Consider the following 25,697-nt stretch of genomic DNA (forward strand, 5'->3'; position numbering starts at 1 on the left):
CGATGACGGATCAGATCGATGGCTACGCGACCTACCCCAGCCTCAGGGGCCGCAGCGTGTTCATAACCGGTGGCGGCAGCGGCATCGGCGAAAGCCTGGTGCGCCATTTCTGCGCGCAAGGCAGCCGCGTCGCCTTCGTCGACTTGGCGGAAGAGCCTTCACGGCGCCTGGTCGAGGCGATCGCGGCCGAGGGGCATGCCGCGCCGCTGTTCATTGCCTGCGACCTGCGCAACGTCGAGGAGTTGCAGGCAGCCACGGCGCAGGCCGCACAGCACAACGGCCCGATCCAGGCCTTGTGCAACAATGCCGGCAATGACGACCGCCACCAGACCAAGGACGTGACACCAGCCTATTGGGACGACCGCATGGCGGTCAATCTGCGCCACCAGTTCTTCGCGGCCCAGGCGGTGAGGCCGCAGATGAGCGCGCACGGTGGTGGCTCGATCATCAATTTCGGCTCCATCACCTGGATGGTCGGCGATCCCGATTGCCCGGCCTATGTCACCGCGAAAGCCGCGGTCTACGGCATGACGCGGGCGCTGGCCCGCGAACTCGGCCCCGAGCGCATCCGCGTCAACTGCATGGTGCCCGGCTGGGTGATGACCGAGCGCCAGATGCGCCTGTGGCTGAACCCGGCTGGTGAGCGCCAAATCGCGGAAAGGCAGTGCCTGCCCGACCGGGTGCAACCCTCCGATATCGCGCGCATGGCGCTGTTCCTCGCCGCCGACGACAGCCGCATGTGCACCAGCCAGCAGTTCATCGTCGACGCGGGCTGGGTGTGACCCGGACAGCCCCGAAAGAGGAAGGGAATCTCATGCGTCTTGTTCAGTTCAAAATGTCCGATGGAAGCCGGCGCGTCGGCCGCGTCTCCAAGGATGGCGACCATCTGCATCCGCTCGAGGGAACGACCACCGTCATGGAACTGGCGGAAGCCGCGATCTCGCGTGGCGTGTCCATTGCTGCGCTCGTCGAGGAGCGCACGACGGCGGAACAGGTCGACTATGACCAACTGTTGAATGGAGGTCGCGTCCTGGCTCCCGTGGATCATGCCGAGCCGGCGCGATTCCTCGTCACAGGTACGGGCCTGACCCACACGGGAAGCGCGGCCGCGCGCAACCAGATGCATGTGCTGACCCATGGCGAAGGTGCCGCGGAATCCGATTCCCTCAAGATCTTTCGCATGGGGTTGGAGGGAGGCAAGCCCGGTGCCGGCAAGATCGGCATCCAGCCCGAGTGGTTCTTCAAGGGCGTCGGCACCTGCGTCGTGCCGCCCGGCGCGCCGCTGCCGATGCCGGCATTCGCGAAGGCCGGAGCCGAGGAAGCCGAGATCGTCGGGCTTTATCTCAACGGACCGGACGGCCATCCCTATCGCATCGGCTATGCGCTCGGAAACGAATATTCCGACCACGTGACGGAGGGCGAGAACTACCTTTATCTCGCCCATTCCAAGCTCCGTTCCTGCTCGATCGGCCCGGAACTGCTGATCGGTAATTTGCCGGAAGAAGTGCGCGGCCATTCCCGCATCACGCGCGACGGCGCGGTCATCTGGGAACAGGAGTTCCTGTCGGGCGAGGCACACATGTCGCACTCGATCGCCAATCTCGAACACTACCATTTCCGCTACCCGATGCATCGCCGGCCAGGCGACCTGCATGCCTACTTCTTCGGCGCGGCGGTGATGAGCTACGCCTCCGGCGTCCAGACGGCTCCCGGGGACGAGTATGAAATCCAGGCACCGACATTCGGCAAGCCACTGCGCAACCGGATGGAAAAGGTGCCGGACGAAGGACTGGTCACCGTCACGAAGCTGTGACGGCGAAAGTCCGGAAATCGCGGTCCACCAGAAAGAAAATGGGAGATTAAAATGGGACTGAAGAGACTGTTTCTGAAGATGGCGACGGTCGGGCTCGGCATCGGCCTCATGACGTCGGCGGCGCTGGCCGCGAACCTGCGCGTGCTGGCCTGGGATGGCTATGCAGACGCTGACTGGGTCAAGGACTTCACCGCCGCCACCGGCATCGGAGTCGATGTCGTGTTCATCGGCAGCGATGACGAGATCTGGGCCAAGATCAAGGGCAGCGAAGGGCAGGACTTCGACGTCTTCGCCGTCAACACTGCCCAGCTGCAGCGCTATATCAAGGCCGATCTCGTCTCGCCGATCGATGTGACCAAGCTGCCGAACCAGAAGGAGGTGCTGCCACGCTTCCGTGACCTGAGCACGGTGAGCGGCGTCACCAAGGACGGCAAGGTCTACGGCATCCCGTTCTGCTTCGACTCCATCGGCCTGATCTACGACACCGACAAGGTCAAGCCGGCGCCGACCTCGATGTCGGTGCTGTGGGATCCGGCCTATAGGGGCAAGATCCTCGCCTACGACAATGGCGAGCACAATTTCTCGTTCACCGCGCTGACGCTCGGCTACAAGGATCCATTCAACCTGAGCGCGGAGCAGATGGCGGCGGTCAAGGCCAAGCTGGTCGAACTCAAGCGCAATGTGCTCAGCTTCTACACCACCGCCGACGAGGCGCAGCAGATCTACCAGAACAACGACGTTGCGCTGATCTGGGCCAATTACGGCCAGCAGCAGGTCAAGGCGCTGCAGAAGATTGGCGCCCATGTCGCCTACGTCAATCCAAGCGAAGGCGCGCTCGCCTGGCTCGACAATTGGGTAATCTCCAAGGGCGTCCGCGACAATGCGGCGGCCGAGAAATGGATCGACTTCATGCTTAGCAAGAAGGTCAGCGGCGGGCTTTCCGAGCGCACCGGCTTCGGCAACACAGTGGTCGAGTCGAGCAGCGCCGGCAGCAACGACAAGCTGGTCTGGCTCAACAATGTCGAAGACCCGCTCAGGCGTTCGGACATGTGGAACGAGGTCAAGGCAACGCCCTGATTTCGCTGCCCCACCTTCAAGCCCTGGCGGTTCGGACGTTCCGGACCGCCGAAGCGTAAGCGAGAGCATTTCATGAACCAGAACACCGACCTGCTGACGCTGCGGTCCGTCTCGAAATCCTACGGCCCGGTGCCCGTGCTTCATGACATCCACCTGTCGATCCGGGACGGTGAGTTCCTCACCGTTCTTGGACCGTCGGGTTCGGGCAAGACCACGGTCCTGCGGCTGATCGGCGGCCTGGAGCCGCTGACGACTGGCGAGATCCGCCTTGAGGGCCAGGACATCAGCCGCATGCCGATCAACCGGCGGCCGTTCAATACCGTGTTCCAGGATTATGCACTGTTCCCGCATATGACCGTTTCCGGCAATGTCGGCTATGGGCTTTCGGTGCGCCATATCCAGCGCAAGGAGATCGCGCGCCGCGTCGCTGAGGCGCTCGAGCTGGTGCAGCTCGGGCGCTTCGCCGATCGCTTCCCGGCACAGCTCTCGGGCGGCCAGCGCCAGCGCGTCGCGCTGGCACGGGCGCTGATCTGCCAGCCGCGCCTGATCCTGCTTGACGAGCCGCTCGCCGCGCTCGACCTTGAGCTGCGCCGGCAGATGCAGGAATTCCTGAAATCCATCCAGCGCGAGATCAAGACCACCTTCCTGTTCGTCACCCATGACCAGGAGGAAGCCATCGGCATGGCCGACCGGATCTGCGTCATGCAGGCCGGCCATATCCGCCAGCTCGGCACGCCGCACGAGCTTTACTACAAGCCGAACTGCGAGTTCGTGGCGCGCTTCTTCGGCGAGAACAATCTGGTCGCCGGAAAACTCGGGCCGGTCCAAGGCGACCAGCGGCCGATCGAAACGGCGCTTGGGCGCCTGGTCTGCTCGATCGGCGATCAGCCGCATCTGAAGGCCGCGCCGGACGGCACCAGCGCTTTCGCGGCGTTCCGTCCCGAGGCCTTGCGCCTCGCGGGCGCCAAGGACAACGACAACCGCTTGTCCGGCACCATCGCCGATCTGGCCTTCGCCGGCTCGTCGACCGTCGCAACGATCACGGCGGGGGCGGACAACGCCGCCCAACGCCTGCGGTTGCGCATGCCAAGTCGGATCGACGGCAGCATGCTGAAATCCGGCGAGACGGTCTCGCTCTCCTTCGCGCCGCATGAAGGCCATCTGGTGCTGGCATGAGCAAGGCCGGCTCGACACAGCCTTCGGAACAGCACCTGTCGCTGCTGGTGACGGTGCTGGCTTTTGCCCTGCCGGTGATCTTTGTCCTCGTGCCGCTGGCGATCTTCCTGGTCTACAGCTTCTTCAGCGTCGACCAGGGCACGATCATCCATGCGCCGACGCTCGGCAACTATGTCAGGTTCTTCACCGACCCGATCTTTCTGCCGGTGTTCTGGAACACCATCGTGCTGTGCGTGTCGGTGGCCGTCATCTGCATCCTGCTCGCCTATCCCGCCGCCTATTTCCTGACGACGCTGAAGGGGCGGTGGCGCTATGCCTTGCTGATGCTGCTCCTGGTCCCGCTGCTGATGAGCTACGTCATCAAGATCTATGCGATCCGCAGCATCCTCGGCCTCAACGGCTTCCTCAACAAGGCACTGGTGGCGCTCGGCATCCTTGAGCAGCCGTCGACGCTTTTCGTGTTCAACATGAACGCCATCCTTTTGACGCTGAGCCTGCTTTTGATCCCCTTCGCCATCCTGCCCATCTTCCTGTCGCTGGAGCGGATCCCTCAGACATTGCTGCGCGCCTCCGACGACCTTGGCGCGAGCGGCTTGCAGACGTTCCTGCGCATCACCTTGCCGCTCAGCCTGCCCGGTGTCGCCTCGGCGGCGAGCTTCGTCTTCGTGCTGGCGATCGGCGATTTCCTCACGCCGCAGATGGTCGGCGGGATCAGCGGCTTCACCTTCGGCCGCATCCTCTACAGCCAGTTCGGCACGGCCTATAACTGGCCGTTCGGCGCGGCACTGTCGGTGGCGCTTGCGATCGTTGTGATCTGCGCAATCCTCATCGGCGAACGGTTCGGACGCAACCGGGGGACGTCGGTATGAGCGCCTTGCCCCGGCTTTCCACACTCTTCCTGGCCGCGATCACGACGCTGGTCGCCGTGCTGCTCTACAGCCCGCTGTTCGTGCCGATCGTGTCGTCGTTCTTCACGATCTCGCATGGCGATGTCGACTGGTCGTCGCCAACCCTGTCGACCTATCGGGCGCTAGCGGCGAACCACGATATCCTGGCCGCCCTGCGCACCACGCTGATCGTCGGCATGTGCACCGTCGTGCTCTCGGTGGTCAGCGGGACGCTGCTGGCGCTCTACTATCACGGCCGCCGGTCGGGACGTTCGGTGCTGCAGTTCATCATCTTCCTGCCGTTCCTGATGCCGCCGATCATCAGCGGACTGGCGCTGCTGATCTTCTTCCGCGAGATCGGCCTCGAACGTTCGCTGCTGACGGTCATCATCGGCCATACCGTCTTTGTGCTGGCGATCGTCTATCGCACCGTGCTGATGCGGCTGCAATCGATGAGCCACACGCTGGTCGAAGCGTCCTACGATCTCGGCGCCACCGGCTGGCAGACTTTTTGGCGCGTCATCTTGCCGAACCTGTCGAGCGCGATGGTCGGCGGCGCCATCCTGGCCTTCGCCCTGTCGTTCGACGAAACGATGATCACCATCCTGGTCACCGGTACGCAAAGCACGCTGCCAGTCAGGCTGTGGGCGATGATGCGGCTTGGCTTCTCGCCCGACATCAATGCGCTGGTGGCGCTGATCCTGATGTTCACCGTGCTGCTCTGCGTGCTCGCCGCGCGTTTTCTGATCCCCAGGCAGATGGCGACGGAACGGACCTGAGCTATCGAGCACCTGTCATCGAGGCAGGGCCGTCGGGTTGAGATCGAAGACACGTCCTGGATTGAGGATGTTCTTCGGGTCGAGCGCTGTCTTCAGCCGCCGCATCGTGGCGATTTCGGCCTCGCCGCGCGCCAGATGCAGCCACTGCTTCTTGTCGAGGCCGATGCCATGCTCGGCCGAAACGCCGCCTCCCGCCGCCGCCACGCCGCGATAGATGATGCCATATGCCGCCGCCGGATCCGCCGTCAGGACCTGATAGTGCAGGTTGCCGTCGCCGAGATGACCGAAGACATAGATGTCGGCGCCGGGATCGACGGCATGGATGGCGGCGTCCGCTTCCTGCAGAAAGGCGCCCATGCGCGCCAACGGGATGCTGATGTCGACGCCGATCAGGCCTTTGATCGAAAACAGGACACGATTGGCGTCCTCCCGCACGTCCCAGAGCGCACGGAATTCGCGCGGCGATTGCGAGACGACCACATCGTCGACCACGCCGTCCTCGACCGCTTGCATCAGAACCTCGGCGAAGCGCTCGCCGTCGCGTTCGGGCTCGCTGCCCTGGATTTCGGCCAGCACATAGACGGGTGAGCCGGCCGGCAATGGTGCCGGCATGGCCATGCTGCCGACCATGACGTCATAAAGCGGCGCGAAGTTGACCTCATAGGCGGAAAGTAGCGGGCCGAGCTTTTGCCGGAGCAGCCCAAGCAGTGCAATCGCCGCATCGAGCGAAGGCAGCGCGCAGAAGGCGTTCACCTCGGATACCGGTTTGGGATGCAGCCTGAGCGCGGCGCGGGTGACGACGCCAAGCGTGCCTTCCGCGCCGATGAAGAGCTGGCCGAGGTCGTAGCCGGAATTATCCTTGGGCAGGCCCTTGAGCGACGTCAGCACGCTGCCATCGGCGAGCACGGCCTCAAGCCCTAGTACCTGCGCCCGGTACATGCCGTAGCGCAGCACCCGGATGCCGCCGGCATTGGTGGCTATGTTGCCGCCGACCGTGGCCGAACCGCGCGCGCCAATATCGACGCCGAACATCAGCCCGGCGCTGTCGGCGGCCTCCTGCACGGACTGCAGCGTCGCGCCCGATTCGGCAACGATGCTGGCGGCTTGAATGTCCGGAGCGGCGAGGCCGGTCATGCGTTCCAGCGACAGCACGATCTCGCCCGGCTGGACGCGTGCGCCGCCGGCCAGCCCGGTGCGTCCGCCCTGGACGACGACCGCCTGGCCGAGAGCGTTGCATCCAGCGAGTGCTGCCGCGACGCCAATGGTATCGCGCGGGCGCAACACCACTTCGGGAAGCGCGCCAAGCTTGCCGTCGGGATCCTCGCGATAGCGCTGGTCCACGTCGGAGCCGGCAAGAACGCCGCCCGCGCCCAGCCGATCGCCAAGGGCGGACAAAAGTCGTTCCGTTTCAGGCGACATCGGACTCAGGCGCCTGAACGGCAAAGCGCGTCGTCTGCATCCACCGACCGGACGGCCCGATGAGTATCCTTGTCCAACACGCTCGCCATCCTTCAATTGCAGCCGGCCGATCCTATTCGCGATCGCGTGCCGTGCAAGCGATATTGGCCCGCCTCAAGCGAGGCCGGCATCAATCGCGATGAAACACGGTTGATGCCGGAAGCACTGTCCAGCTTACTGAAGCTTGGCCTGCAGGGCGTTGATGTCGTCGGTGGTCATTTCACCGTCGGTGGTCACCTTGCCGTCGACAATCTTCCACAGCCGGAACGGTCCGGTGATATCGCCGAACTTGTCGAAGGCGACAGGGCCGATGACGCCTTCATAGCGGATCGGCTTGCCGTCCTTGATCAGGCCGAGTGCCTTGGCGAACTCCTCCTTGCCGGCGAAGATCGGCGTGCCGGCGGGGTCGACCGCCTTGTACATGGCATCCTTGATCTTGGCCGGATCCTCCGAGCCGGCAATGGCGATGGCCAGTCCGACGATGGCGCCGGCATCGTAGGACCGGTCGGCCGCCGGGTTCGATGGCTCGATGCCGGAGAACGCCTTGTAGTTCTTGGTGAAATACTCGGTCGACGCGGTCGGGTTGGTGCCGGACGACGTGCCGTAGGCATTCTTCAGATAGTCGGCGCCGACCGACTCGATGAAGTCAGGGCTGTTCATGCCGTCATTGAGCAGGAATTTCTGTACGCCGCCTTGCGAGATCCAGGTGCGGGCGATGGTGGCGCCATCGACCGGCGTGCTGACCAGATAAAGTCCGTCCGGCTCGCCTCCCATCGCGGCCGTCACTTCAGAGGCATAGCTCGACTGCTTCTCATTGTAAGGCGTGTCGGAAACGATGGTGCCGCCGAGCGCTTTATAGGCACGCGAGAATTCGGCCACCATGTTGACGCCGAAATCGTTGTTCACGTGAATGATCGCCAGCTTCTTGAAGCCCCTGTCGATGGCGTATTTGGCCGCGGCCACGCCCTGCAGCGCGTCCGAGGTGATGGTGCGGAAGAAGATGCCGTTGGTCTTGCCCTCGCGGCCGAGCGTCGTCAGCGTCGGCGAGGACGAAGCCGGCGAGATCTGGACGATCTTGGCCGGCGCGGTGACCGAGGTCAGGATCGGGATCGACACCGAGGAGATGATGCCGCCGATGATGACCGGCACCTTCTTGACCTGAACCAGCTGGGTCGCGGCGTCGACGGCGATGTTGCCCTGGCTCTGGCTGTCGCGCGTGTCGGTCGCAAGGTCACAGCCGCGCACGCCGCCTGCTTCGTTGATGTCGCGGAAGGCCATTTCGACCGACTTGGCGCCGGCCTGGCCGTATTCGCCGGCCGGACCGGTCAGTTCCATGACAAGGCCGACGGTGATCTTGCAGTCGGCGGCCTGTGCAGCACTGGCAATCGTGACGAGAGCGAGCGCGGTGGTGAGTTGGAGTATCGTCTTTCTCATTGTTGTTCCCCTTGAGTTACACGAACTGGTTTGACGTCTGGAAAGTGTCAGTGTTCCGGCACCTGCAGCCAGGTTTCATGCAGATGCCGCCATTGGACGCCGTTGGGCGCCGATGAACTGGTGGTGAAAACGGCGCTCGACTGGCGGCGGCTACGCATGCCGCCGCGCAACTGCGCCTCGACATAAAGGACGACGATCGTATCGCCGCCCTGCCAGCCGGGCTTGATGTCCTCGATCGAGATGGCGAAGCCGTCGTCGCAGGTGGCTCGGCTGGAGCGCACATGGTCAACAACGGCGTCACGGTCGAGGATCTGGCCGTCTGGTGCGATCATGGTCAAGCCTTCGCCCATGACGGCTTCGAAGCGGCCGAAATCCGCTCTGTCGGCGCGCGCGGCGACGAACCAATCGACGAAGAAGCGGTGCAGGTCGATGACCTCGGCGCTGGCCTGCGAAAACAGCTTGGCGTCCATGGTTTTCAAACCCGGCCCGCGTTGAGATTATAGTGCATGATCGAGCCGTGGCGGCCATTGCGGTCACGCTCCAGCGTGTAGACGTCGCCCTCAAGACCGGCGCCCCGCGCTATGACGGCAGCGATCCGCGCGCGGTCATCGGCATCGAGTTCGATATCCATGATTTTGGCATTGGCCAGCGCATGCGCCTGGTTGCGGGCACCGACGATTACGGCGGCCACGTGCGGTTGCTCCAGCACCCAGGCGCTGGCGATGGTGGCGATGTCGACGCCGTGGCGATCGCCTACAGTCTTCAACGCCTGAAGCAGTTGCTGGAACAGGTCCCAGCCGCCGAAATCGTCGATGATCAGCTTGTATTTGACCAGCGAGCGGTTTTCGAGCGGCGTCGCCGGTTCGGCCATACCAAGCCATTTCTCGCTGAGGAAGCCGCCGGCCACGGAGCCGTAGCAGAGAAAGCTGACGCCGTTTGTCTTCGCAAGTGCGGCGAGGCTGTGCGCAGGACGCTGGTCGAGCACCGAATATTGCAGCTGCTGGCTGACCAGCGGGATGCCGGCAGCCAGGATTTCGGCAAGCCTCGGCGTGTCGAAATTGGTGGTGCCGAGATTGCGCACCTTGCCTTCGCGCCGAAGCTCGTCGAGCCATCCCATCGCTTCGACGTAGCGAGGCTGCGCATAGTCCCACCAGTGGAACTGCACGAGATCGAGCCGCTCGGTCTTCAGCCTGCGCAGCGACTGATCGACGATGCCCCTGATGTAGTCGCGGCTAATTGTGGCCAGCCGTTCGAGGTCGGGCACCAGCTTGGTGTGCACCTTCATTTTGGCCGCCGCATCGAGGCCGCGCTCATTGGCCAGCCGCAGGCGCGCGGCGCCGATCAGCTCCTCGACGCCGGTGTAGATGTCGGCGCAGTCATAGGTCCAGATACCTGCATCGAACGTGGCGATCAGGTCGGTCACCGCTTGGCTGCGGTCGATGGCGCCATGGCCGCCGGCGAGTTGCCAGCCACCGCGGATGACGCGCGAGATCGTGTAGCCTGGGCCGAGCTCGAAGGTCTTGGCGGTCATGTCGGATCATTCTCCTTCGGCAGCGGCACGGCCGTGGTTTCGGCATGGCTGAACCGCCGCTTGGCCAGCCTGACGATCCGCAGCCTGCTGGCGCAATTGGGATCGGGACAAGCGATCTCGGCGTCCGAGGTCATCCAGTCATTGGCGTGGGTCGGGCGTTGTTTTGCCGCCAGCAGCGGCAGCACGGCAGCGAGCGAATAGATCGAAAAGCCTTGTCCTGACGGCATTGACAGCATTTCGCCCTTGAGCTCGAAATAGTCGCCGGCCATGGCGCCGCAATAGATCGGCTTGCCTTCGGGGACGACCGCCTCGACGCGAAGATCGAAGAGTTCGAAACTGTCGTCAGCCATGTCAGGCCTCCATCAGGCTGAAAGTAACATCGCAGGCGCCGTTGCGGCGGATGACGCCGCAGGCGGCCGCGAACTGATCGCGCTCCTCGGCAATCACCTGCGCCACCACGCTGCCGGCCAGCCAGCCGATCGGGAACAGAAGCCGCGCCCCTTGCCCATAAAACAGGCCGATGTCGAAGATCGCGTCGGGGTTGCCGCCCCACATGCGCGGCGGCACGTAGGACAGCACGATATCTCCGGGCTGCGGCGTCAGCGTGGCGTTCTCCGCCGGCAGCGGCCGGGCATAGGCCTGCCCCTCGATATCGGCTGATGGAACCGGACAGGAAATCTCAGGTCCGGTCCACATCGCATGGATGCCTGGGACGACGCGTGGCGTGGCGAGATACGCTGTGAGGAAGTCTGCGTTTTCCGGCGCCTTCGCTGGCAGCAGCACAGCCGTGACGGAAAGCTTCGAGTGTGGTTCGGTGATCCGGATGGAGGTCATGTCTGATCTCTCCCAGCCGCGGATTGCAGCTTGCTGCGCAGGAAGGTGAAGGGCCGGCTGATGTCGGCGACCAGCGCGTCGCGCGCCGCCTGTGCGTCCTGCGTGGCCAGCGCCTCGACGATGCGGCGGTGATACTGGGCGGTGTCGACCTCGCCGGCTTCCGAGAAGGCATAGATGGCGACGCGGATGCAAGGACCCGATTGCAACCACAGGCTCTCGATCATCGGGATCAGAACGGCCGAGCCGCAGGATCGGTAGATCTCGAAATGAAAGCTTTGATTGAGCGTAACCTCGCGGTCGACATCCTTTTTGTGTTTCAAAGCCCGCATTTCGTCCCATTCGGCCAGAATGGTTTCGATGGTGGCGATCTGGCGCGGACCCATGCGGGCGGCAGCCAGCGCGATCGCCTCGCCCTCGATCAGGATGCGGGCCCGCAGGAGATCGTCGAGGCGATCCAGCGTAATTGGCGGCACGCGCACCGAACGATTGGGCAACGCCTCCAGCGCCTTTTCCGTGATCAACCGCCCGAGCGCCTCGCGCACCGGCATGGTCGAGGTAACCAGCGCATCGGCAAGCCCACGGATAGTCAGCACCTGGCTCGGTTCAAACAGGCCCCCAATCAGGGCACGGCGCAGCTCGGAATAGACGCGATCCTGCACGGTCTCGCGGCCGACCGGCGCAAGCTGGGCCGCGATCGCCTCGTTGTTCTTTTCGACGGCAGCCTTTTGCATGGAATTCCGTTCTCGGCCGGTTTTCGGCTTGCGGAGGAAATTAAAGCCGAATATCGTGATCAAAGCAAGTGTGATCACAAATCAAAAATCAGGAGACGGCGACGACCGTCTTCGGCCAGAGGGTCTAGATGAGCGAGGCAGCCAGACGGCAAGGGCGAGAGACCCATGCGCCGGTCCTGACGGCAAGGAACGTCGTGCGCCGCTTCGGCGGCCTCGTCGCCGTCAATGACGTCTCGTTCGACGTCAAAGCAGGAGAAATCCTTGGCCTGATAGGGCCGAACGGAGCAGGCAAGACCACCATGTTCGACCTGCTCGCCGGCAGCATTCTGCCCTCCAGCGGCGATATCCTGCTCAACGGCACGTGCGTCTCCGGCGAAGCCGCTCACCTGCGCATCGGCCGCGGGCTCGGCCGCACCTTCCAGATCCCGCGCCCGCTGCCCAATCTGACGCTGATCGAAAACATCATGCTGGCGGCGCAGGGTCAGGCCGGCGAAAGGCTGCTCGCCAACTTCGTCACGCCGTGGCGGGTGGCGGCGCAGGAAAAAGCCGCCCGGGCGAAAGCGCTCGAACTGCTGGAACTCGTTACCCTCACCCACCTCGCGCATGAGCCGGCACGCGTGCTGTCCGGCGGCCAGCGCAAGCTGCTCGAACTCGCCCGCGTCATGATGGCCGACCCGGCGATCATCCTGCTCGATGAACCGGCGGCCGGTGTCAACGCGACGCTTCTGGAAGTCATCATCGACCGCATCCGCGACATCAATGCGCGCGGCATCACCTTCCTCTTGATCGAGCACAACATCGACATGGTGACGCGGCTCTGCCATCGCGTCCTCGTCATGGCGAGCGGCCAGTTGCTCAGCGAAGGCACGGCGGAAGAAGTGGCCCGCGATCCGCGCGTCATCGAGGCCTATCTCGGAGGCGCGGCATGAGCGAGACTGTCCTCGATGTCCGCAATCTCGAAGCCGGCTACGAACCCGGCGTGCCGATCGTGCGCGGCGCTTCGATCACCGTCAGCAAGGGTGAGATCGTCGTCGTCCTCGGCCCCAATGGCGCCGGCAAGTCGAGCTTCATCAAGGCGATCGCCGGCCTTGTCCCGATCACCGGCGGCACGGTGTTCCTGGACGGCAGGGACATCACCGCAGCACCTGCCCATACCATGGTGCGGCTTGGCCTCGCCTTCGTGCCGCAGACCGAGAACATCTTTCCGCTGATGTCGGTCGAGGACAATCTCAAGGTTGCCTGCGGCATCCTCGAGCGGCGGGAAATCCCTGCCCGCATCGAGGAAATGTATGCCGCCTTCCCCGACCTCGTCCGCCAGCGCCGCACCGCGGCCGGCAATCTGTCGGGCGGGCAACGGCAGATGCTCGCCGTCGCGCGGGCGCTGATCGTCCACCCCAAGGTGCTGGTGCTCGACGAACCGTCGGCCGGCCTGTCACCGAAATTCGTCTCCATGGTGTTCGAGATGCTGGCCGGCATCCGCAGGTCCGGCGTCACCATCCTGCTGGTCGAACAGAACGCCAAGGCAGCCCTTGCCATCGGCGACCGCGCCTATGTGCTGGTCGAGGGCAAGGACCGCCACGAAGGCATCGCTTCCGAACTTTGGAACGACCCGGTCGTCGCTGAACTCTATCTCGGCCAGCGCCCGCTCACAGCCGAAAAGACGTCGCACGCCGGGAATGGAGGCGCGGCATGAGCCTGCAATTCATCGTCGACGGATTGCTGACGGGCTCGATGATCGGCCTTGGGGCCATCGGCGTGACGCTCACCTATTCGATCCTGCGCTTTTCCAACTTCGCCCATGGCGACTTCATGGCCTGGGGGACCTATGCGACGCTGGCCGTGGTCAGCGCCATCGGCGCGACGTTCGGCAAGGTGGCGCCGATCGCGCCGCTGTCCTTCGGCTGGCCGCTCATCGTTGCGCTGGTCATCGGCATGGCGTTCACCGCGCTGCTGGCGCTGCTGCTCGACAAGGTGCTGTTTTCGCGGCTGCGCTCGCAAGGCCAGGCGATCATCGTGGTTATGGCGAGTTTCGGCGCTTCCATGGCACTCCGAAGCCTGCTCGAATTCATCTTCACCTCGCGGCCGACCTATTTCAGCCGGGCCATCCAGATCGCCATGCCGGTCGGCTTCGGCATCCGCGTCACGCCTGACCAGATCGCCTTGCTGCTGCTGACCGCCATCCTCGTGCTCGGCGTGCATCTGTTGATGACGCGCACGCAGACCGGCCGCTCGATGCAGGCCTTGAGCCAGAACGCGGCATTGGCGCGCATCGTCGGCATCGATGTCGCCAAGGTGGTGCGCGTCACCTGGATCGTCGGCGGCGCATTGGCCTGCGTGGCCGGCGTGATGATCGGCATTCTGGTGCAGATCCGCCCGTTCATGGGCTTCGACATGCTGCTGCCGATGTTCGCCGCCGCTATCCTCGGCGGCATCGGCAGCATCCCGGGCGCGGTGCTCGGCGGGTTGATCATCGGGCTTGCGGAAGCCGGCGCGGTACAGCTGATTGGCGCCGAATGGCGCGCCGCCGTCTCCTTCATCATCCTGATGGCGGTGCTGTTCGTGCGGCCGATCGGCCTCTTTGGCGTGAGGGAAAGATGATCGATCTCGTCGGCTATGGCGCCTTCTTCCTGACAACCGCGCTGATCTTCTCGCTGGTCACGCTGGGGCTCAATTTGCAATGGGGCCTGACCGGCCTGTTCAATGTCGGCCTCGCCGGCTTCGTCGCCATCGGTGCCTATACGTCCGCACAGCTGACCACGCCAGATGACGCCGCAAGGCTGGGCGGTTTCGGCCTGCCGCTCCTCGTCGGTTGGCTCGGCGCCATGATCGTCGGCGGCCTTGCCGCGGCACTTACCGGGATGGCCACGCTGCGTCTCAGGTCGGACTATCTGGCGATCACCACATTCGGCGTCGCCGTGGTCGTGCAACTGGTCGCGCTCAACGCGCAGAAGCTGACCGGCGGACCGTTCGGCATCGGTTTCATCCCGCGCCCCTTCGGTAGCCTGGCCGAGACGCCGCTGCTGTTCAACCTGTCCAACCTTGCCGTCGTCTCGGCTGTCACGCTGATCGCCTATCTCGCCTTGGAGCATCTGTCGCGCAGCCCGTGGGGCCGTGTGCTGAAGGCGCTGCGCGAGGACGAGCGGGCGGCGATCTCGCTCGGCAAGAGCGCGCGCTTCTATCGCGTCCAGGCCTTCGCCGTCGGCGGCGCCATCATGGCGCTGGCCGGCGCTCTGCAGGCACATTTCACCGGCTTCATCGCGCCGGACAATTATCTGCCGATCCTGACCTTCCAAGTCTGGGTGATGCTGATCGTCGGCGGCTCGGGCAGCAATCTCGGCGCCGTCATCGGCAGCATCCTGGTCTGGGCGATCTGGGCCGGGTCGGGCACGCTGACCAGCGTGCTGTTCCCGCCCGAGCAGCAGGCGCGCGCCGCTTCGCTGCAGATCGTCGCCATCGGCGTCATGCTCTGCGTCATCCTGCTGATCCGGCAGAACGGCCTGTTCGGCGACAGGCCACGACGGCCACGCTTCGGCAAGCGGCCGAAACTGGCCGCGGCCAAGAGCAGTTCAAGCTCATGAATGCCGTGGTCCGGCAGGACGCGCACGGCGCTTCGCTCTGGAACGCCATCAGTCGCCACCATCGCGAGCGGCCGGCACTGAGTGATGATCTCGAAGTCGACCTCGCCATTGTCGGCGGCGGTTTTTCCGGCCTTTCGACCGCACTGCACGCCCCTGGAAAAGGCATCTCGGTCGCCGTTCTCGAAGCCGAGATCATCGCTTGGGGCGCGACCGGCCGGAATGCCGGTTTCGTCGTGCCGAACTTCGCCAAGATGGACCCGGACAGCATCCTCGCGCATCTCGGGCCGGAGCGCGGCGAGAGGCTGATCGATTTCGCCGCCGGCAGTGCCGACCTTGTCTTCGGCCTGATCCGGCAGCACGGCATCGATTGCGACGCGGTGCAGAACGGCTGGATCCAGCCGGCGCACTCGCCCGCCGCCTTCGAGAAGGTCCAGTCACGTGCGCAACAATGGGCCTTGCGCGGTCGGCCTGCCGTAACCCTCAATCGGCAGGAGGTGGAAGCGCTGACCGGCGCGCGCGGCTATGTCGGAGGATGGATGGACCGTTCGGGCGGCGTCATCAATCCGGTCGCCTATGCACGCGGATTGGCCGATGCGGCGGAAAGGGCGGGCGCGCGGATTTTCGAGCGGACACGTGTCACATCGGTTGACCGCATAGCCGATGGCTGGGCGCTGAAGACACCATCGGGATCGGTGCGCGCGGCCAAGGTGCTGATCGCCACCAATGCGTATGCCGGGCCACCCTTTCAGACGCTGCAGCGGACCTATTTTCCGCTGAAGGTTTTCCAGATCGCGACCAGGCCCCTGCCACTCGAAACCCGCGCGCGCCTGCTTCCCGGCGGGCAAGGTGTCGGCGACACCAGGCGCAATCTCTTCACCTTTCGCTTCGATGCCGACAACCGGCTGATCAGCGGCGGCATGCATATTCTGAGCGCCGGTGCCGACGCGCGCGTTCCGCAAACGATCTGGCGACGGCTCGCCAAGCACCTCGATCTGCCAGACCTACCGCCGATTGCCTATAGCTGGTCGGGAATGGCAGCTGTCGAACCGGATTTCCTGCCGCACCTGCTGGACCTTGGGCCGGGGCTGATCGCCGGCCGTGCCTGCAACGGACGCGGCATCGCCATGACGACGGCCATGGGCAGGGCGCTGGCCGACTGGGCTACTGGAACCGACGCCCGCAAGCTGCCGCTGCCTTTTGCACCGCCGGCGCCGATTCCGTTCCATGCGCTGCTGCGGCACGCGCCCAACATGCTTCTCGGCTGGAGCATGCTACGCGACCGGATGGACGAGAAGGCATAGGCCGGCCGCGCGATCAATGCGCCGCGCGAAGATTTTCGGAAAGAACCGCTGCCGCCGTTGCGATATCCCGTTCGAGAGAAGCTCGGACAGCAGGGCCATCGCGCTGTTCCAGCGCATCGACGATCTTGCGATGCGCGTCGTTCGACCGCGGTATGTAACGGTCGGCCTGCATCAACAGCTTGAGATAAGGACCGACCCTGCCCCAAAGGTCGCGGATCATGTTCAACAGGATCGGCGCGCCGGCATGCTGGTAGATGGCGAAGTGGAAGGCCTCGTTCAGTGAGAGATAGGCCTTGGCGTCACCGGCCTCGATCGCGCGCTGCATGCCGGCAAGCGTCGCCTGTATGTCCACCAACCCGTCTTCCGTCATCAGCGACGCGGCCATCTCACCTGCCAGCCCTTCGACCGCGATGCGGATATGGGTCAGTTCCTCGAAGGCGGGAGCCGACAGCAAGGGCACGATGATCGAGCGGTTGTTCTGCATCTCGAGCAGCCGTTCGGCGACCAGCCTTTGCAGCGCCTCGCGGATCGGCGTGGTCGAGATGCCGAACGTCTCGGCGAGCTTACGGATGACGAGCGTCTGGCCCGGGCTGAAGCCGCCTGAAATCAACTCCTGCTTGAGCGCGCCATAGGCGCGGTCGTTGAGGGTTTGATGTTGCAGCTTCAGCACGCGCGCGTCCCGATCACCAGTTCGACAGCGCGCGATCGAGCGTCTCGGCCAGCTGCTCGGCATTGTCACGGGCGAACGGCAGCGGCGGCCTGATCTTCAGCACATTGCCGCGCGGACCGCACGACGAGATCAGCACGCCGTCCTCGCGCATGGCTTCGACGACGGAAGAGGTCTTGCCGGCAGCCAGCGCCTCATCGCCCCCCGCCGTCAACTCGACGCCGAAATAGAGGCCGTTGTGCCTGACGTTGGCGACCATGCCGTGGCGGCCTTGCAAGGAATCGAGCAAGTCGCGCGTATAGGCGCCGACCATCCGTGCATTCTCGATCAGCCCCTCACCTTCGATCACGTCGAGGACAGCGATGCCGACGGCAGCGGCGACCGGATTGCCGCCGAACGTGTTGAAGTAGCCGGTGTTCGAGCCGAACGAAGCGACGAGCTGAGGCCGCACGATCACCGCGCCCATCGGATGTCCGTCGCCGATCGGCTTGCCCATGGTGACGATATCGGGCTCAAGGCCGTAGTTGGCGAAGCCCCACATGCTCTGGCCAAGCCGGCCGAAGCCGGACTGGACCTCATCGGCGATGACGACGCCGCCTGCCATCCTGACGTGATCCGCCGCCTCGCGCATGACAGAAGCATCGGGGAAGAAAATGCCGTCGCTGGAAAAGGCCGAGTCGAGCAGCAGCGCCGCCGGGCGAATATTCTGCGCGCGCATATCCTCGATGGCGGCGGCGACATTCCTGGCGAAATCATGCGCGGCGCGGCCATGGTCGCGGAACGTGTCCGGCGCTACCACGGTCCGATGGTGCGCCGGCACACCCTTTGACCCGACAGCCGCCGGCGACAGCTGCGCGGTCGCGATCGTCGCGCCGTGATAGGCGAAGTCGGTGATGATGACGCCAGTGCCGCCACTCGAATGCTGGGCGATGCGGATGGCAAGGTCATTGGCCTCGCTGCCCGTGCAGGTAAACATGGCGTGGCCGAGATGCGGCGGCAGGGTGCCGAGCAGCTTTTCCGCGTAGTCGAGGATGATCTCGCTTAAGTAGCGGGTATGGGTGTTAAGCGTGGCGGCCTGACCCGACAATGCCTCGACGACACGCGGATGACAGTGCCCGACCGAGGCGACGTTGTTGTAGGCATCGAGGAATTTGCGCCCTTGCGCATCATAGAGCCAGACGCCGCTGCCGCGCACCAGATGGATCGGGTGGCGGTAGAAGGCGCGGTAGGTCGGCCCAAGCAGCCTGGCGCGGCGTTCAAGCAGGGCGCGCTCGGATGCCAACGTGCTGGCGTCGGCAAGGGCATTTGCGGGTGAGGACTGGGACACGAGCATCTACTCCGGATTGGAATGATCGAGAAAATAGCGGCGGGCGTCCACTGACGACAGCCCGTCCAGCCGTTCGAGCGAGGCCCAGACCTCGGTGATGAGGCGCAGGACATAGTCGCGCTTGGCCGGGAAGCGTTCGGCCTGCCAGCTGGCGATATTGGCGATCAGGGCAAGGCGGGCACGGATCAGATCGAAAAGAATGCCGATCTCTTCGGGCTCGAGTGGCTGTACCGATTGATAGCCGGAGACGAAGCGCGCGGCCGGCGCCAATGGATGACCTTGCGCCGGCCAGCGATAGACGGCGCCAATGGCGAGGTCGCAGATCAGCGGCGAATGGATCATGTCGCCGAAATCGAGGATGCCGCTCACCAATTCCGGCCGCGATGCATCCATCACCACATTGTATGAATTCATGTCGTTGTGGACGATCTGCGCGCGCAGCCCGGGGATGACCGGCGCCGCATGCTCCTCGAAGGCGTCGATGACGCGCTCGACCATGGCACGGTGGCGAGCATCCGAGATATGCGCCAGCATCGGCCGCGTCTTCGCCACCTTGCGGATGTCCCAGAGCAGGTCGCTGCCGGCGGCCGGATGGAAGAAGCCGCGCAGCGCCCGCCCGAGCCGGGCGAGGAAGATACCGAGATTGCGATCCTGCGCCGCTGACGTTGGCGAGCGCGAGAGCAACTGGCCGGGCAGATATGTGACCAGCCGGATGATGCGCGGCTGGGATCCCTCGATGCTGACCGCAAACTGCGCATCGCCCTCAAGGCTTTTGCGCACCGAGGGGACCGGCAAGGTCGGGTCGACCGCGAGGATATGATCGAGCGCCTTGTTCTGGAAGTCGGTGAAGCCGGCCTCTTCGGCCGGATGGGAGACCTTCAGGACGAACTCGCCCTCGCCTTCGGTCTGGATGTGAAAATTGTGGTCGCGTTCTCCCGGCAACGGACGCGCGGTGCCGGTCAGCCCATAGTGTCGGCGCAACAGGGCCAATGCGTCGGCGATCGAAACGTCAGGCGCGTCCTCGGCGAGCGTTTCGCCGAAAGCATCGGGCACTGACGCATTCATGATCTCACCTCGGGATCGAGCGGCTCGAGACCGCACCAGTCGGCGATGAACAGCGCAATGGTCTGGGTGACCTTGCGCACCGAATCGAGATCGACCGCCTCGTCATAGCCATGCGGCATGCGGCAGATCGGGCCATAGACGATCGCCGGCGTATCGGCATAGAGGCCGAAGAAACGCGCGTCGGTCGTCGCCGAGGTGACATGCTCCTGCAGCGGCTCGCCCCAGACGGCGGTATGGCTGCGCCGCAGCACGGCTTCCATCTCGTCGGCGCCCTCCAGCACATAGCCCTCGGCCATGAAGCCATTATAGGTCATCCTGGGCGGGCGATTGGCCAGGAATGGATCGGCCCGGGCCGCATCGGCGATGCAGGCTTCGAGCTCGGCCCTGGCGTCTTCCAGCTTCTGGCCGGGATAGGTCGCGACCCGCATTTCGAAGACGCAGCGCGCCGGAACGCTCGATGTCCATTCGCCGCCTTCGATCTTGCCGAGATTGAAGCGGATCGGATGCGGATGATCGCAGAAATGCGGATCATCCACCTTGCGCGCATTCCAAACGATTTCCAGCTGCTTCAAGGCCTGGATGATGACGAAGGCTTTTTCGATGGCGTTGGCCCCGGCCGAGAAGGCGCCCGACGCGTGCTGCGGGTCGCCGTCGACCTCGACCCGGAACCAGATCGGGCCAACCTGCGCCCGCATCAATCGCGGTTCCAGCGGTTCGGGAATGAAGGCGGCGTCGGCACGGTAGCCACGCTGCAGGCAAGCGAGCGCGCCATTGCCGGTGCACTCTTCCTCGACCACCGACTGCAGGAACACTTTCGCGGCCGGCTGATAGCCAAGGCTGCGCAAGGCGGCCAGCGCATAGAGACAAGCCGACAGGCCAGCCTTCATGTCGCCGGCGCCACGGCCATGCATCCAGCCATCCTCGATCGCCGGATCGTAGGGGTCACGAGCCCAGCGGTCGAGCGGTCCGGTCGGCACCACATCGATGTGGCCGTTGAGGATCAGCGAGCGCCCGGTCGCGTTTCGTGGCGTGTGGGTTGCGACGACATTGAAGGCGTCATCATAGGAGACCGCCACCGGCGAAAAACCCGGCAGGTCGCGGATGACGTCGACGTCGACGCGCCACATGTCGACCGCGTAGCCATCGGCCTCGTAGGCCGCCGCCATGAAGGACTGTGCGGCGTGCTCCTCGCCACGTTGAGAGGGAAAGCGTACAAGATCCGCCAGGAACGCGACCTGCCGCGTGAAGCCGTCGTCAACCGCGCGCAAAATGGCTTCGTCGGCAATACGCTCAGGCATGATGTTCCGCTTTCCCGTGGATGGTGTATCATATCTCATATGCCATTCCCTGGAAATGCAAGAGACAGGCGGGCCAAAATCATGACCCACCTGTGGAACCTCTTGGCAGGCGAGCACAGAGTTGGCATCAGATCCTTGCAGGCCGGCAAGGCGGCGCGGCGGAAGATCGAGGACAAATGCTGGTCACCGAGGGCACATTGCCGGATGAAGTCACCGATCTCGCGTCCGGTTACCGGCGCATACCGGCCGGCAAGATCGTCAATGCGGTGACGTGGATGGAGACGCGCGCGCCGGTGCCGGGTCTCGCCCGACCGCTGGCAATGACCCGCATCACAAAGCCCGACATTGCCTCCTACCGCGCGACCTTCATTGAGATCGGCGCGCCCTGGCTGTGGGATCGCGCCGCCGAAATGTCGGATGCCGAGATCGCCACGCATTTCGCCGACCCACGCCAGCATCTCTTCTACGGCCATGATGAAAGTGGTGGCCATGTCGGCATGGCCGAATTCCGCGTTGCCGATGAAAACGAGATCGAGATCACCTATTTCGGCCTGTTCCCGTCCCTGACGGGCCGAGGTCTCGGCAAGCGGCTGATGGCGGGCGTACTCGATCAGGCATGGCGGCTCGGCCCGAGCCGTATCTGGCTGCACACCAGCAGCATAGACCATCACAGCGTCATCGGTTTCTATAGGGCGTGCGGATTTGAACCGTATGCGGCGGGTTTTGAAATCACCGACGATCCCCGCATAAAGGGGACCTTGCCACGCGATGCAGCACCGCAAATCCCGCTGATCGAAACGGAATGGATGCCCGGCGTCAGATGAGACCGTCTTCGCGACCAGCCAGCCAGGCATCGCCCCACCATCGCCGGTGGGTACGGCGCGAGACCATCCTGTCGAAGCTGGAGCGGCATGTCGACACGCGCATCGTTCTGTTCGCCGCGCCCGCCGGCTTCGGCAAGTCGACGACGATGACGCAGTGGGCCGCGGAAGTCGCGCGCCACGGCCGGTTGACCGCATGGCTGTCCTGCGAGGCGACGGACAATGACGAAGGCGCCTTCCTGTCGCATCTGGTGGGGGCGTTGCGCCATCTCGTCCAGAGCCCGGCCGAGCTAGACCTCGCCTTCCAGTCGAGCCCGATCCCCCAGCTCGATGTCGTGCTCGCGGCACTTGTGGCGGGGCTTGCGGCGCGTGACGCCGACATCACCCTTTTCTTCGACGACTACCACGCCATCGAAGCGCCGGCGGTGAAGCGGTTCATGGAGCGGCTGACACGGCAGGCATCTGCCAACGTCGCCTTCGTCATCGGTTCGCGCACTCTGCCCGACCTGCAGTTGGGCAAGCTCAGGGTGCTCGGCGACGTTTTCGAAATCGGCCCCGACGATCTGCGCTTCGCCTTGTCCGAGGCCGAAGCGTTCTTCAACGACAAGCTGGGCCTCAGCGTCAGCAGCGGCACGGTGGAGACCCTGTGCTCGCGGACCGAAGGCTGGGCCGCCGGCCTGCAACTTGCCTCGCTGTCGCTCAGCGCCGCGCATGCTCCAGAAACGGTCATCGGCAACTTCACCGGCGCCAACCGCAACGTCGCCGACTTCCTGATGGGGGAAGTGTTCCTGGAGCTGCCGCCGGCCCTGGCCAAGTTCCTGCTCCACAGTTCGATCTTCGAGCGCTTCAGCGCCGAGGCGTGCCGGGCGGTTTTGCGCGCGGCGGACGCCGAGGCTGATATCGCCGAGATCGAGACCCGCAACCTGTTCCTGGTGCCGCTCGACGAAGAGCGGCGCTGGTTCCGCTATCATCATCTGTTCCGCGATTTCCTCAGCCGCGAGATGGAACGGCGTGAACCGGAGATGATTGCGCCGCTGCACCTTGCGGCTTCGGAATGGTTCGGCGAACGCAAGATGCTGACCGAGGCGATCGGGCACGCTCTGGCCGCCGGCGACCAGGCCCGCGCGGCGGTGTTCGTCGAGAACAACGCGCTCGAGCTCATCGCCCAGTGCCAACTTCTCTATGTACGCCAGTTGCTGGCGCTGCTCCCCAGGAAACTGGTCGAGCAGCGCATCCGGCTGCAACTCGTGGTGCTGTGGCTGGCGGTGCACAGCAGCCAGCCCGAGATCGCCCAGCAGACGCTCGCCAATGCGCGCAAGCTCGTCGAGACCGGGCCGACCGATGGCAAGGATCCGGGCACGCTGACCGGCACCACGATCGAAGCCGAGCTCGCCGTCCTCGATGCCGCCGTGCACAGCACGCTGGAACAGTTCGAGGATGCGCGGGACACCGCGCTGGCCGCCCTGCGCATCATCGCGCCCGATGCTTGGTTCATGGAAGGGGCGACCGCCAACGTTATCGGCTACAATCTCTATGCGCTCGGCGACCTCGAAGGGGCGCGTGCGGCGGTGGATGCCGCGCGCAAGGCGCATGAGCGAAGCGGCAGCCTGCTCGGCGTCACCATCGCCAATTGCTACATGGCCGTCATCGAACGCTCGGCCGGACGCCTGCCCGCCGCCGAGCGGCTGCTGCGTAATGCCATTATCGAGGCGAGGACGCGGATCGGCGCGAACTCCTATGCCGAGGCGCTCGCTGGAACACTGCTTGCCGAACTTGCCTATGAGACCAATGCATCCGGCGAGGCGCTGACGCTGGTCGAGAATCTTGGGCCGTTGATCGAGGGGGCAGCGGTCATCGTCTATCCCCTGGCCAGCGTGCCGACCTATGCCCGCGTGCTGCAGTTGACCGGCCGGGGCGATGCCGCGCTGGATATGCTGGAGCGCGTCTACCTGCGCGTGCGCGGCTCCGTCTACCGCCGCCTCGCCTCGGTGCTGGTGCACGACCGCATCCGGCTGCTGATCGACCAGAACCGCACCCCGGAAGCGCGCAAGCTGCTCGACGAACATCGCCGCGACCAGAGCGAGGCCGCGCCCACCGTCGCCAACGAGTTCGAATACTTCGCCGAGGGCAGGCTTCTGACGGCGGAGAAATCCTACACGGCGGCCGCGGCGATTTTCGACGAATTGCTGGAGCGAACGAAAAGCAGCGGGCGCATGCGCCGCCACATACTGGCGCTGATTCTGCGCGCCAGGAGCGCCGGCCATGACCAGCGCGAGGCCGACCGCCATCTCCTGGAAGCTTTACGCCTTGCCCAGCCCTCCGGCTTCATCCGTTCCTTCGTCGACGAGGGCAGGCCTGTTGTCGAAGGGCTGATGCGGCTGCGCGCGGCTCAGGCAAAGACCGACCCGTCGCTATCAGCCTACGCAACGCGCATCATCGACGCCGCGCAGACGATGCCGGTGGCGACGCGCAAGCCGGCCGCGCCGGCTGCCGAGAAGGAACAACTCACCCAGCGCGAATCCGAACTGTTGCGCTGCCTGTCGGAAGGCATGTCGAACCGCGATATCGGGGTCGCGCTGTCGGTGAGCGAGACGACGGTCAAATGGCATTTGAAGAACATTTTCGGCAAACTCTCGGTGTCGAACCGGGTCCAGGCCGTGCGTGCCGCGCAGGCCGCCGCAAACCTCCGACCCCCTCCGAAAGGAGGGGCATAGACATCCGGCACAACCCCTCTTTAGGGTCGGGCCACGCGATCATTAGCCTGCTAGCGTCCCTTTGTTTTTAGGGGACGTTGCGGATGGCGACAGGTTACGTTTTTCACGAACAGCTGATGTGGCATGACACCGGCTCCAGCGCCGACATGATGCCTCCCGGCCGTTTCGTGGAGCCTGGCCGGCATCTGGAATCGCCCGGGTCGAAGCGCCGGCTCAATAACCTCATCCAGGTCAGCGGCCTGGTGCGCCATCTGGTGCCGATCATTCCAGAACCGGTGTCGGTAGAGGACCTCCTGCGCGTCCACACGCAACGCCACGTCGACGACATCAGAATGCTCAGCGAGCGTGGCTCCGGCTTCGCCGGGCCGCAGGCGCCGATCGGCCTCAACAGTTTCGACATCGCCTTGTTGTCCGCCGGCACCACCTATGCCGCGATGCGCGCGGTGCTGACTGGCCGCGTCGACAATGCCTATGCGCTGGCGCGGCCGCCGGGGCATCATGCCGAACCCGACCAGGCGATGGGCAACTGCCTGTTCTCCAACATCGGCGTGTCGGTGCGCCGTCTGCAGCATGAAGGCTTGCTCGGCCGCGCCGCCGTGGTCGACTGGGACGTGCATCACGGCAACGGCACCGAGACGGTGTTCTATTCCGACCCGTCGGTGCTGACGATTTCCCTGCATCAGGACAATCTCTACCCGACCGGGCGCGGCGCGGCGGCCGACAATGGCAAGGGCGAAGGCGAAGGCTACAACATCAACATCCCCCTGCCGCCCGGGAGCGGGACCGGCGCCTATGAGGCGGCCTTCGACCGCGTCGTCGCTCCGGCGCTGCGCGCCTATAAGCCGGACCTCATCATCGTCGCTTCCGGTTTCGATGCCTCGGGCTTCGACCCGCTCGGCCGCATGATGCTGAACAGCGAATGCTTCCGGCGCCTCGCGGCGCGCATGGTCGCGCTGGCCGCCGAAGTTTCGAACGGACGGCTCATGATGACCCATGAAGGCGGCTACTCCGAAGGCTATGTGCCGTTCTGCGGCCATGCCGTCATCGAGACGCTGGCCAATCACCGCACCGAGGTGATCGACCCGTTGTCGGACCATATCGACGAATGGGCCGGGCAGGAGTTGCAGCCGCATCAGGTTGATGTGATCGATGCCGCCGAAGGCTTGGTCGCCGGCCTGCGCCAACGCCTCGCCAGCGCGGCCTGAC

Annotated in this window: 25 protein-coding genes; 14 read left to right on the forward strand and 11 right to left on the reverse strand. The window is 64.7% G+C overall.

Annotated features, from left to right (window positions below; translation table 11 throughout):
- The first annotated feature begins 2 nt into the window (after nucleotides 1-2).
- From FJ958_RS14340 to FJ958_RS14365, 6 genes are all read left to right on the forward strand, one after another.
- Nucleotides 3-782 (forward strand): SDR family oxidoreductase, encoded by a 780-nt coding sequence (locus FJ958_RS14340; RefSeq protein ID WP_140743611.1) that lies wholly within the window; start codon nucleotides 3-5, stop codon nucleotides 780-782.
- A 32-nt stretch (nucleotides 783-814) separates the two neighbouring features.
- Nucleotides 815-1,813, forward strand: coding sequence for an AraD1 family protein (gene araD1 / locus FJ958_RS14345; RefSeq protein ID WP_140743613.1), 999 nt, complete (start codon nucleotides 815-817; stop codon nucleotides 1,811-1,813).
- A 51-nt stretch (nucleotides 1,814-1,864) separates the two neighbouring features.
- Complete coding sequence (locus tag FJ958_RS14350) at nucleotides 1,865-2,890, forward strand: ABC transporter substrate-binding protein (protein WP_140743615.1); 1,026 nt, start codon at nucleotides 1,865-1,867, stop codon at nucleotides 2,888-2,890.
- Nucleotides 2,891-2,962: 72 nt separating this feature from the next.
- Nucleotides 2,963-4,066: an ABC transporter ATP-binding protein gene (locus FJ958_RS14355; RefSeq protein WP_140743617.1), complete on the forward strand. Its 1,104-nt coding sequence runs from the start codon at nucleotides 2,963-2,965 to the stop codon at nucleotides 4,064-4,066.
- The gene (locus tag FJ958_RS14360; RefSeq protein ID WP_140743619.1) at nucleotides 4,063-4,935 is read left to right on the forward strand and encodes an ABC transporter permease; all 873 of its coding nucleotides are present in this window, start codon (nucleotides 4,063-4,065) and stop codon (nucleotides 4,933-4,935) included. Before FJ958_RS14355 ends, FJ958_RS14360 begins: the two co-directional genes overlap by 4 nt.
- Entirely contained in the window at nucleotides 4,932-5,732 is an 801-nt protein-coding gene (locus FJ958_RS14365; RefSeq protein ID WP_140743620.1) for an ABC transporter permease, read from the forward strand. The genes FJ958_RS14360 and FJ958_RS14365 overlap by 4 nt, the downstream gene beginning before the upstream one ends.
- A gap of 15 nt (nucleotides 5,733-5,747) precedes the next feature.
- Here FJ958_RS14365 and FJ958_RS14370 read toward each other — a convergent pair whose 3' ends face one another.
- From FJ958_RS14370 to FJ958_RS14400, 7 genes are all read right to left on the reverse strand, one after another.
- Nucleotides 5,748-7,151 (reverse strand): FAD-binding oxidoreductase, encoded by a 1,404-nt coding sequence (locus FJ958_RS14370; RefSeq protein WP_140743622.1) that lies wholly within the window; start codon nucleotides 7,149-7,151, stop codon nucleotides 5,748-5,750.
- Nucleotides 7,152-7,364: 213 nt separating this feature from the next.
- Nucleotides 7,365-8,624: an ABC transporter substrate-binding protein gene (locus FJ958_RS14375; RefSeq protein ID WP_140743623.1), complete on the reverse strand. Its 1,260-nt coding sequence runs from the start codon at nucleotides 8,622-8,624 to the stop codon at nucleotides 7,365-7,367.
- Between the two features lie 47 nt (nucleotides 8,625-8,671).
- Nucleotides 8,672-9,094, reverse strand: a complete 423-nt coding sequence (locus FJ958_RS14380) for a DUF4440 domain-containing protein (RefSeq protein ID WP_140743625.1) — start codon at nucleotides 9,092-9,094, stop codon at nucleotides 8,672-8,674.
- A gap of 5 nt (nucleotides 9,095-9,099) precedes the next feature.
- Nucleotides 9,100-10,155, reverse strand: coding sequence for an aldo/keto reductase (locus tag FJ958_RS14385; protein WP_140743627.1), 1,056 nt, complete (start codon nucleotides 10,153-10,155; stop codon nucleotides 9,100-9,102).
- Nucleotides 10,152-10,505: a TIGR04076 family protein gene (locus FJ958_RS14390; protein WP_140743629.1), complete on the reverse strand. Its 354-nt coding sequence runs from the start codon at nucleotides 10,503-10,505 to the stop codon at nucleotides 10,152-10,154. The genes FJ958_RS14385 and FJ958_RS14390 overlap by 4 nt, the downstream gene beginning before the upstream one ends.
- A 1-nt stretch (nucleotide 10,506) precedes the next feature.
- Entirely contained in the window at nucleotides 10,507-10,989 is a 483-nt protein-coding gene (locus FJ958_RS14395) for a DUF3830 family protein (protein ID WP_140743631.1), read from the reverse strand.
- A complete protein-coding gene (locus tag FJ958_RS14400) occupies nucleotides 10,986-11,720 on the reverse strand; it encodes a GntR family transcriptional regulator (RefSeq protein WP_140743633.1) in 735 nt (244 codons plus the stop codon). The genes FJ958_RS14395 and FJ958_RS14400 overlap by 4 nt, the downstream gene beginning before the upstream one ends.
- Before the next feature lie 128 nt (nucleotides 11,721-11,848).
- Between FJ958_RS14400 and FJ958_RS14405 the strand changes: the two genes are divergently transcribed.
- The 5 genes from FJ958_RS14405 to FJ958_RS14425 are packed head-to-tail and all read left to right on the forward strand — an operon-like array spanning nucleotide 11,849 to nucleotide 16,599.
- Complete coding sequence (locus FJ958_RS14405; protein WP_140743635.1) at nucleotides 11,849-12,649, forward strand: ABC transporter ATP-binding protein; 801 nt, start codon at nucleotides 11,849-11,851, stop codon at nucleotides 12,647-12,649.
- Nucleotides 12,646-13,413, forward strand: a complete 768-nt coding sequence (locus FJ958_RS14410) for an ABC transporter ATP-binding protein (RefSeq protein ID WP_140743637.1) — start codon at nucleotides 12,646-12,648, stop codon at nucleotides 13,411-13,413. The genes FJ958_RS14405 and FJ958_RS14410 overlap by 4 nt, the downstream gene beginning before the upstream one ends.
- Nucleotides 13,410-14,318: a branched-chain amino acid ABC transporter permease gene (locus FJ958_RS14415; RefSeq protein WP_140743639.1), complete on the forward strand. Its 909-nt coding sequence runs from the start codon at nucleotides 13,410-13,412 to the stop codon at nucleotides 14,316-14,318. Before FJ958_RS14410 ends, FJ958_RS14415 begins: the two co-directional genes overlap by 4 nt.
- Nucleotides 14,315-15,298, forward strand: coding sequence for a branched-chain amino acid ABC transporter permease (locus FJ958_RS14420; protein ID WP_181176391.1), 984 nt, complete (start codon nucleotides 14,315-14,317; stop codon nucleotides 15,296-15,298). Before FJ958_RS14415 ends, FJ958_RS14420 begins: the two co-directional genes overlap by 4 nt.
- Complete coding sequence (locus tag FJ958_RS14425) at nucleotides 15,295-16,599, forward strand: FAD-dependent oxidoreductase (protein WP_140743641.1); 1,305 nt, start codon at nucleotides 15,295-15,297, stop codon at nucleotides 16,597-16,599. Before FJ958_RS14420 ends, FJ958_RS14425 begins: the two co-directional genes overlap by 4 nt.
- 13 nt (nucleotides 16,600-16,612) lie before the next feature.
- Here FJ958_RS14425 and FJ958_RS14430 read toward each other — a convergent pair whose 3' ends face one another.
- From FJ958_RS14430 to FJ958_RS14445, 4 genes are read right to left on the reverse strand one after another with little or no spacing between them, the layout of a single operon-like run.
- A complete protein-coding gene (locus FJ958_RS14430; protein WP_140743643.1) occupies nucleotides 16,613-17,269 on the reverse strand; it encodes a GntR family transcriptional regulator in 657 nt (218 codons plus the stop codon).
- A gap of 13 nt (nucleotides 17,270-17,282) precedes the next feature.
- A complete protein-coding gene (locus FJ958_RS14435; protein WP_181176392.1) occupies nucleotides 17,283-18,599 on the reverse strand; it encodes an aspartate aminotransferase family protein in 1,317 nt (438 codons plus the stop codon).
- Complete coding sequence (locus FJ958_RS14440) at nucleotides 18,600-19,658, reverse strand: phosphotransferase (protein WP_140743645.1); 1,059 nt, start codon at nucleotides 19,656-19,658, stop codon at nucleotides 18,600-18,602.
- Nucleotides 19,655-20,956, reverse strand: a complete 1,302-nt coding sequence (locus FJ958_RS14445; RefSeq protein WP_181176393.1) for an ArgE/DapE family deacylase — start codon at nucleotides 20,954-20,956, stop codon at nucleotides 19,655-19,657. Before FJ958_RS14445 ends, FJ958_RS14440 begins: the two co-directional genes overlap by 4 nt.
- A 176-nt stretch (nucleotides 20,957-21,132) precedes the next feature.
- On the opposite strand from FJ958_RS14445, the gene FJ958_RS14450 reads away from it, so the two are divergent.
- The 3 genes from FJ958_RS14450 (at nucleotide 21,133) to FJ958_RS14460 (ending at nucleotide 25,696) form a co-directional block, all read left to right on the forward strand.
- The gene (locus FJ958_RS14450) at nucleotides 21,133-21,780 is read left to right on the forward strand and encodes a GNAT family N-acetyltransferase (RefSeq protein WP_181176394.1); all 648 of its coding nucleotides are present in this window, start codon (nucleotides 21,133-21,135) and stop codon (nucleotides 21,778-21,780) included.
- Complete coding sequence (locus tag FJ958_RS14455; RefSeq protein WP_140743647.1) at nucleotides 21,777-24,491, forward strand: LuxR C-terminal-related transcriptional regulator; 2,715 nt, start codon at nucleotides 21,777-21,779, stop codon at nucleotides 24,489-24,491. The genes FJ958_RS14450 and FJ958_RS14455 overlap by 4 nt, the downstream gene beginning before the upstream one ends.
- A gap of 83 nt (nucleotides 24,492-24,574) precedes the next feature.
- On the forward strand, nucleotides 24,575-25,696 hold the full coding sequence (locus tag FJ958_RS14460) for a class II histone deacetylase (RefSeq protein WP_140743649.1): 1,122 nt from the start codon (nucleotides 24,575-24,577) through the stop codon (nucleotides 25,694-25,696).
- Nucleotide 25,697: the final 1 nt, after the last annotated feature.

The organism is Mesorhizobium sp. B2-3-5, from assembly GCF_006442395.1.
Taxonomy (GTDB): domain Bacteria; phylum Pseudomonadota; class Alphaproteobacteria; order Rhizobiales; family Rhizobiaceae; genus Mesorhizobium.

Excerpts from the sequence above, each read along its gene's own strand:
- FJ958_RS14340 (WP_140743611.1), top strand. The coding sequence starts at position 3 with ATGACGGATCAGATCGATGGCTACGCGACCTACCCCAGCCTCAGGGGC.
- araD1 (WP_140743613.1), top strand. The coding sequence starts at position 815 with ATGCGTCTTGTTCAGTTCAAAATGTCCGATGGAAGCCGGCGCGTCGGC.
- FJ958_RS14350 (WP_140743615.1), top strand. The coding sequence starts at position 1,865 with ATGGGACTGAAGAGACTGTTTCTGAAGATGGCGACGGTCGGGCTCGGC.
- FJ958_RS14355 (WP_140743617.1), top strand. The coding sequence starts at position 2,963 with ATGAACCAGAACACCGACCTGCTGACGCTGCGGTCCGTCTCGAAATCC.
- FJ958_RS14360 (WP_140743619.1), top strand. The coding sequence starts at position 4,063 with ATGAGCAAGGCCGGCTCGACACAGCCTTCGGAACAGCACCTGTCGCTG.
- FJ958_RS14365 (WP_140743620.1), top strand. The coding sequence starts at position 4,932 with ATGAGCGCCTTGCCCCGGCTTTCCACACTCTTCCTGGCCGCGATCACG.
- FJ958_RS14370 (WP_140743622.1), bottom strand. The coding sequence starts at position 7,151 with ATGTCGCCTGAAACGGAACGACTTTTGTCCGCCCTTGGCGATCGGCTG.
- FJ958_RS14375 (WP_140743623.1), bottom strand. The coding sequence starts at position 8,624 with ATGAGAAAGACGATACTCCAACTCACCACCGCGCTCGCTCTCGTCACG.
- FJ958_RS14380 (WP_140743625.1), bottom strand. The coding sequence starts at position 9,094 with ATGGACGCCAAGCTGTTTTCGCAGGCCAGCGCCGAGGTCATCGACCTG.
- FJ958_RS14385 (WP_140743627.1), bottom strand. The coding sequence starts at position 10,155 with ATGACCGCCAAGACCTTCGAGCTCGGCCCAGGCTACACGATCTCGCGC.
- FJ958_RS14390 (WP_140743629.1), bottom strand. The coding sequence starts at position 10,505 with ATGGCTGACGACAGTTTCGAACTCTTCGATCTTCGCGTCGAGGCGGTC.
- FJ958_RS14395 (WP_140743631.1), bottom strand. The coding sequence starts at position 10,989 with ATGACCTCCATCCGGATCACCGAACCACACTCGAAGCTTTCCGTCACG.
- FJ958_RS14400 (WP_140743633.1), bottom strand. The coding sequence starts at position 11,720 with ATGCAAAAGGCTGCCGTCGAAAAGAACAACGAGGCGATCGCGGCCCAG.
- FJ958_RS14405 (WP_140743635.1), top strand. The coding sequence starts at position 11,849 with ATGAGCGAGGCAGCCAGACGGCAAGGGCGAGAGACCCATGCGCCGGTC.
- FJ958_RS14410 (WP_140743637.1), top strand. The coding sequence starts at position 12,646 with ATGAGCGAGACTGTCCTCGATGTCCGCAATCTCGAAGCCGGCTACGAA.
- FJ958_RS14415 (WP_140743639.1), top strand. The coding sequence starts at position 13,410 with ATGAGCCTGCAATTCATCGTCGACGGATTGCTGACGGGCTCGATGATC.
- FJ958_RS14420 (WP_181176391.1), top strand. The coding sequence starts at position 14,315 with ATGATCGATCTCGTCGGCTATGGCGCCTTCTTCCTGACAACCGCGCTG.
- FJ958_RS14425 (WP_140743641.1), top strand. The coding sequence starts at position 15,295 with ATGAATGCCGTGGTCCGGCAGGACGCGCACGGCGCTTCGCTCTGGAAC.
- FJ958_RS14435 (WP_181176392.1), bottom strand. The coding sequence starts at position 18,599 with ATGCTCGTGTCCCAGTCCTCACCCGCAAATGCCCTTGCCGACGCCAGC.
- FJ958_RS14440 (WP_140743645.1), bottom strand. The coding sequence starts at position 19,658 with ATGAATGCGTCAGTGCCCGATGCTTTCGGCGAAACGCTCGCCGAGGAC.
- FJ958_RS14445 (WP_181176393.1), bottom strand. The coding sequence starts at position 20,956 with ATGCCTGAGCGTATTGCCGACGAAGCCATTTTGCGCGCGGTTGACGAC.
- FJ958_RS14450 (WP_181176394.1), top strand. The coding sequence starts at position 21,133 with ATGCTGGTCACCGAGGGCACATTGCCGGATGAAGTCACCGATCTCGCG.
- FJ958_RS14455 (WP_140743647.1), top strand. The coding sequence starts at position 21,777 with ATGAGACCGTCTTCGCGACCAGCCAGCCAGGCATCGCCCCACCATCGC.
- FJ958_RS14460 (WP_140743649.1), top strand. The coding sequence starts at position 24,575 with ATGGCGACAGGTTACGTTTTTCACGAACAGCTGATGTGGCATGACACC.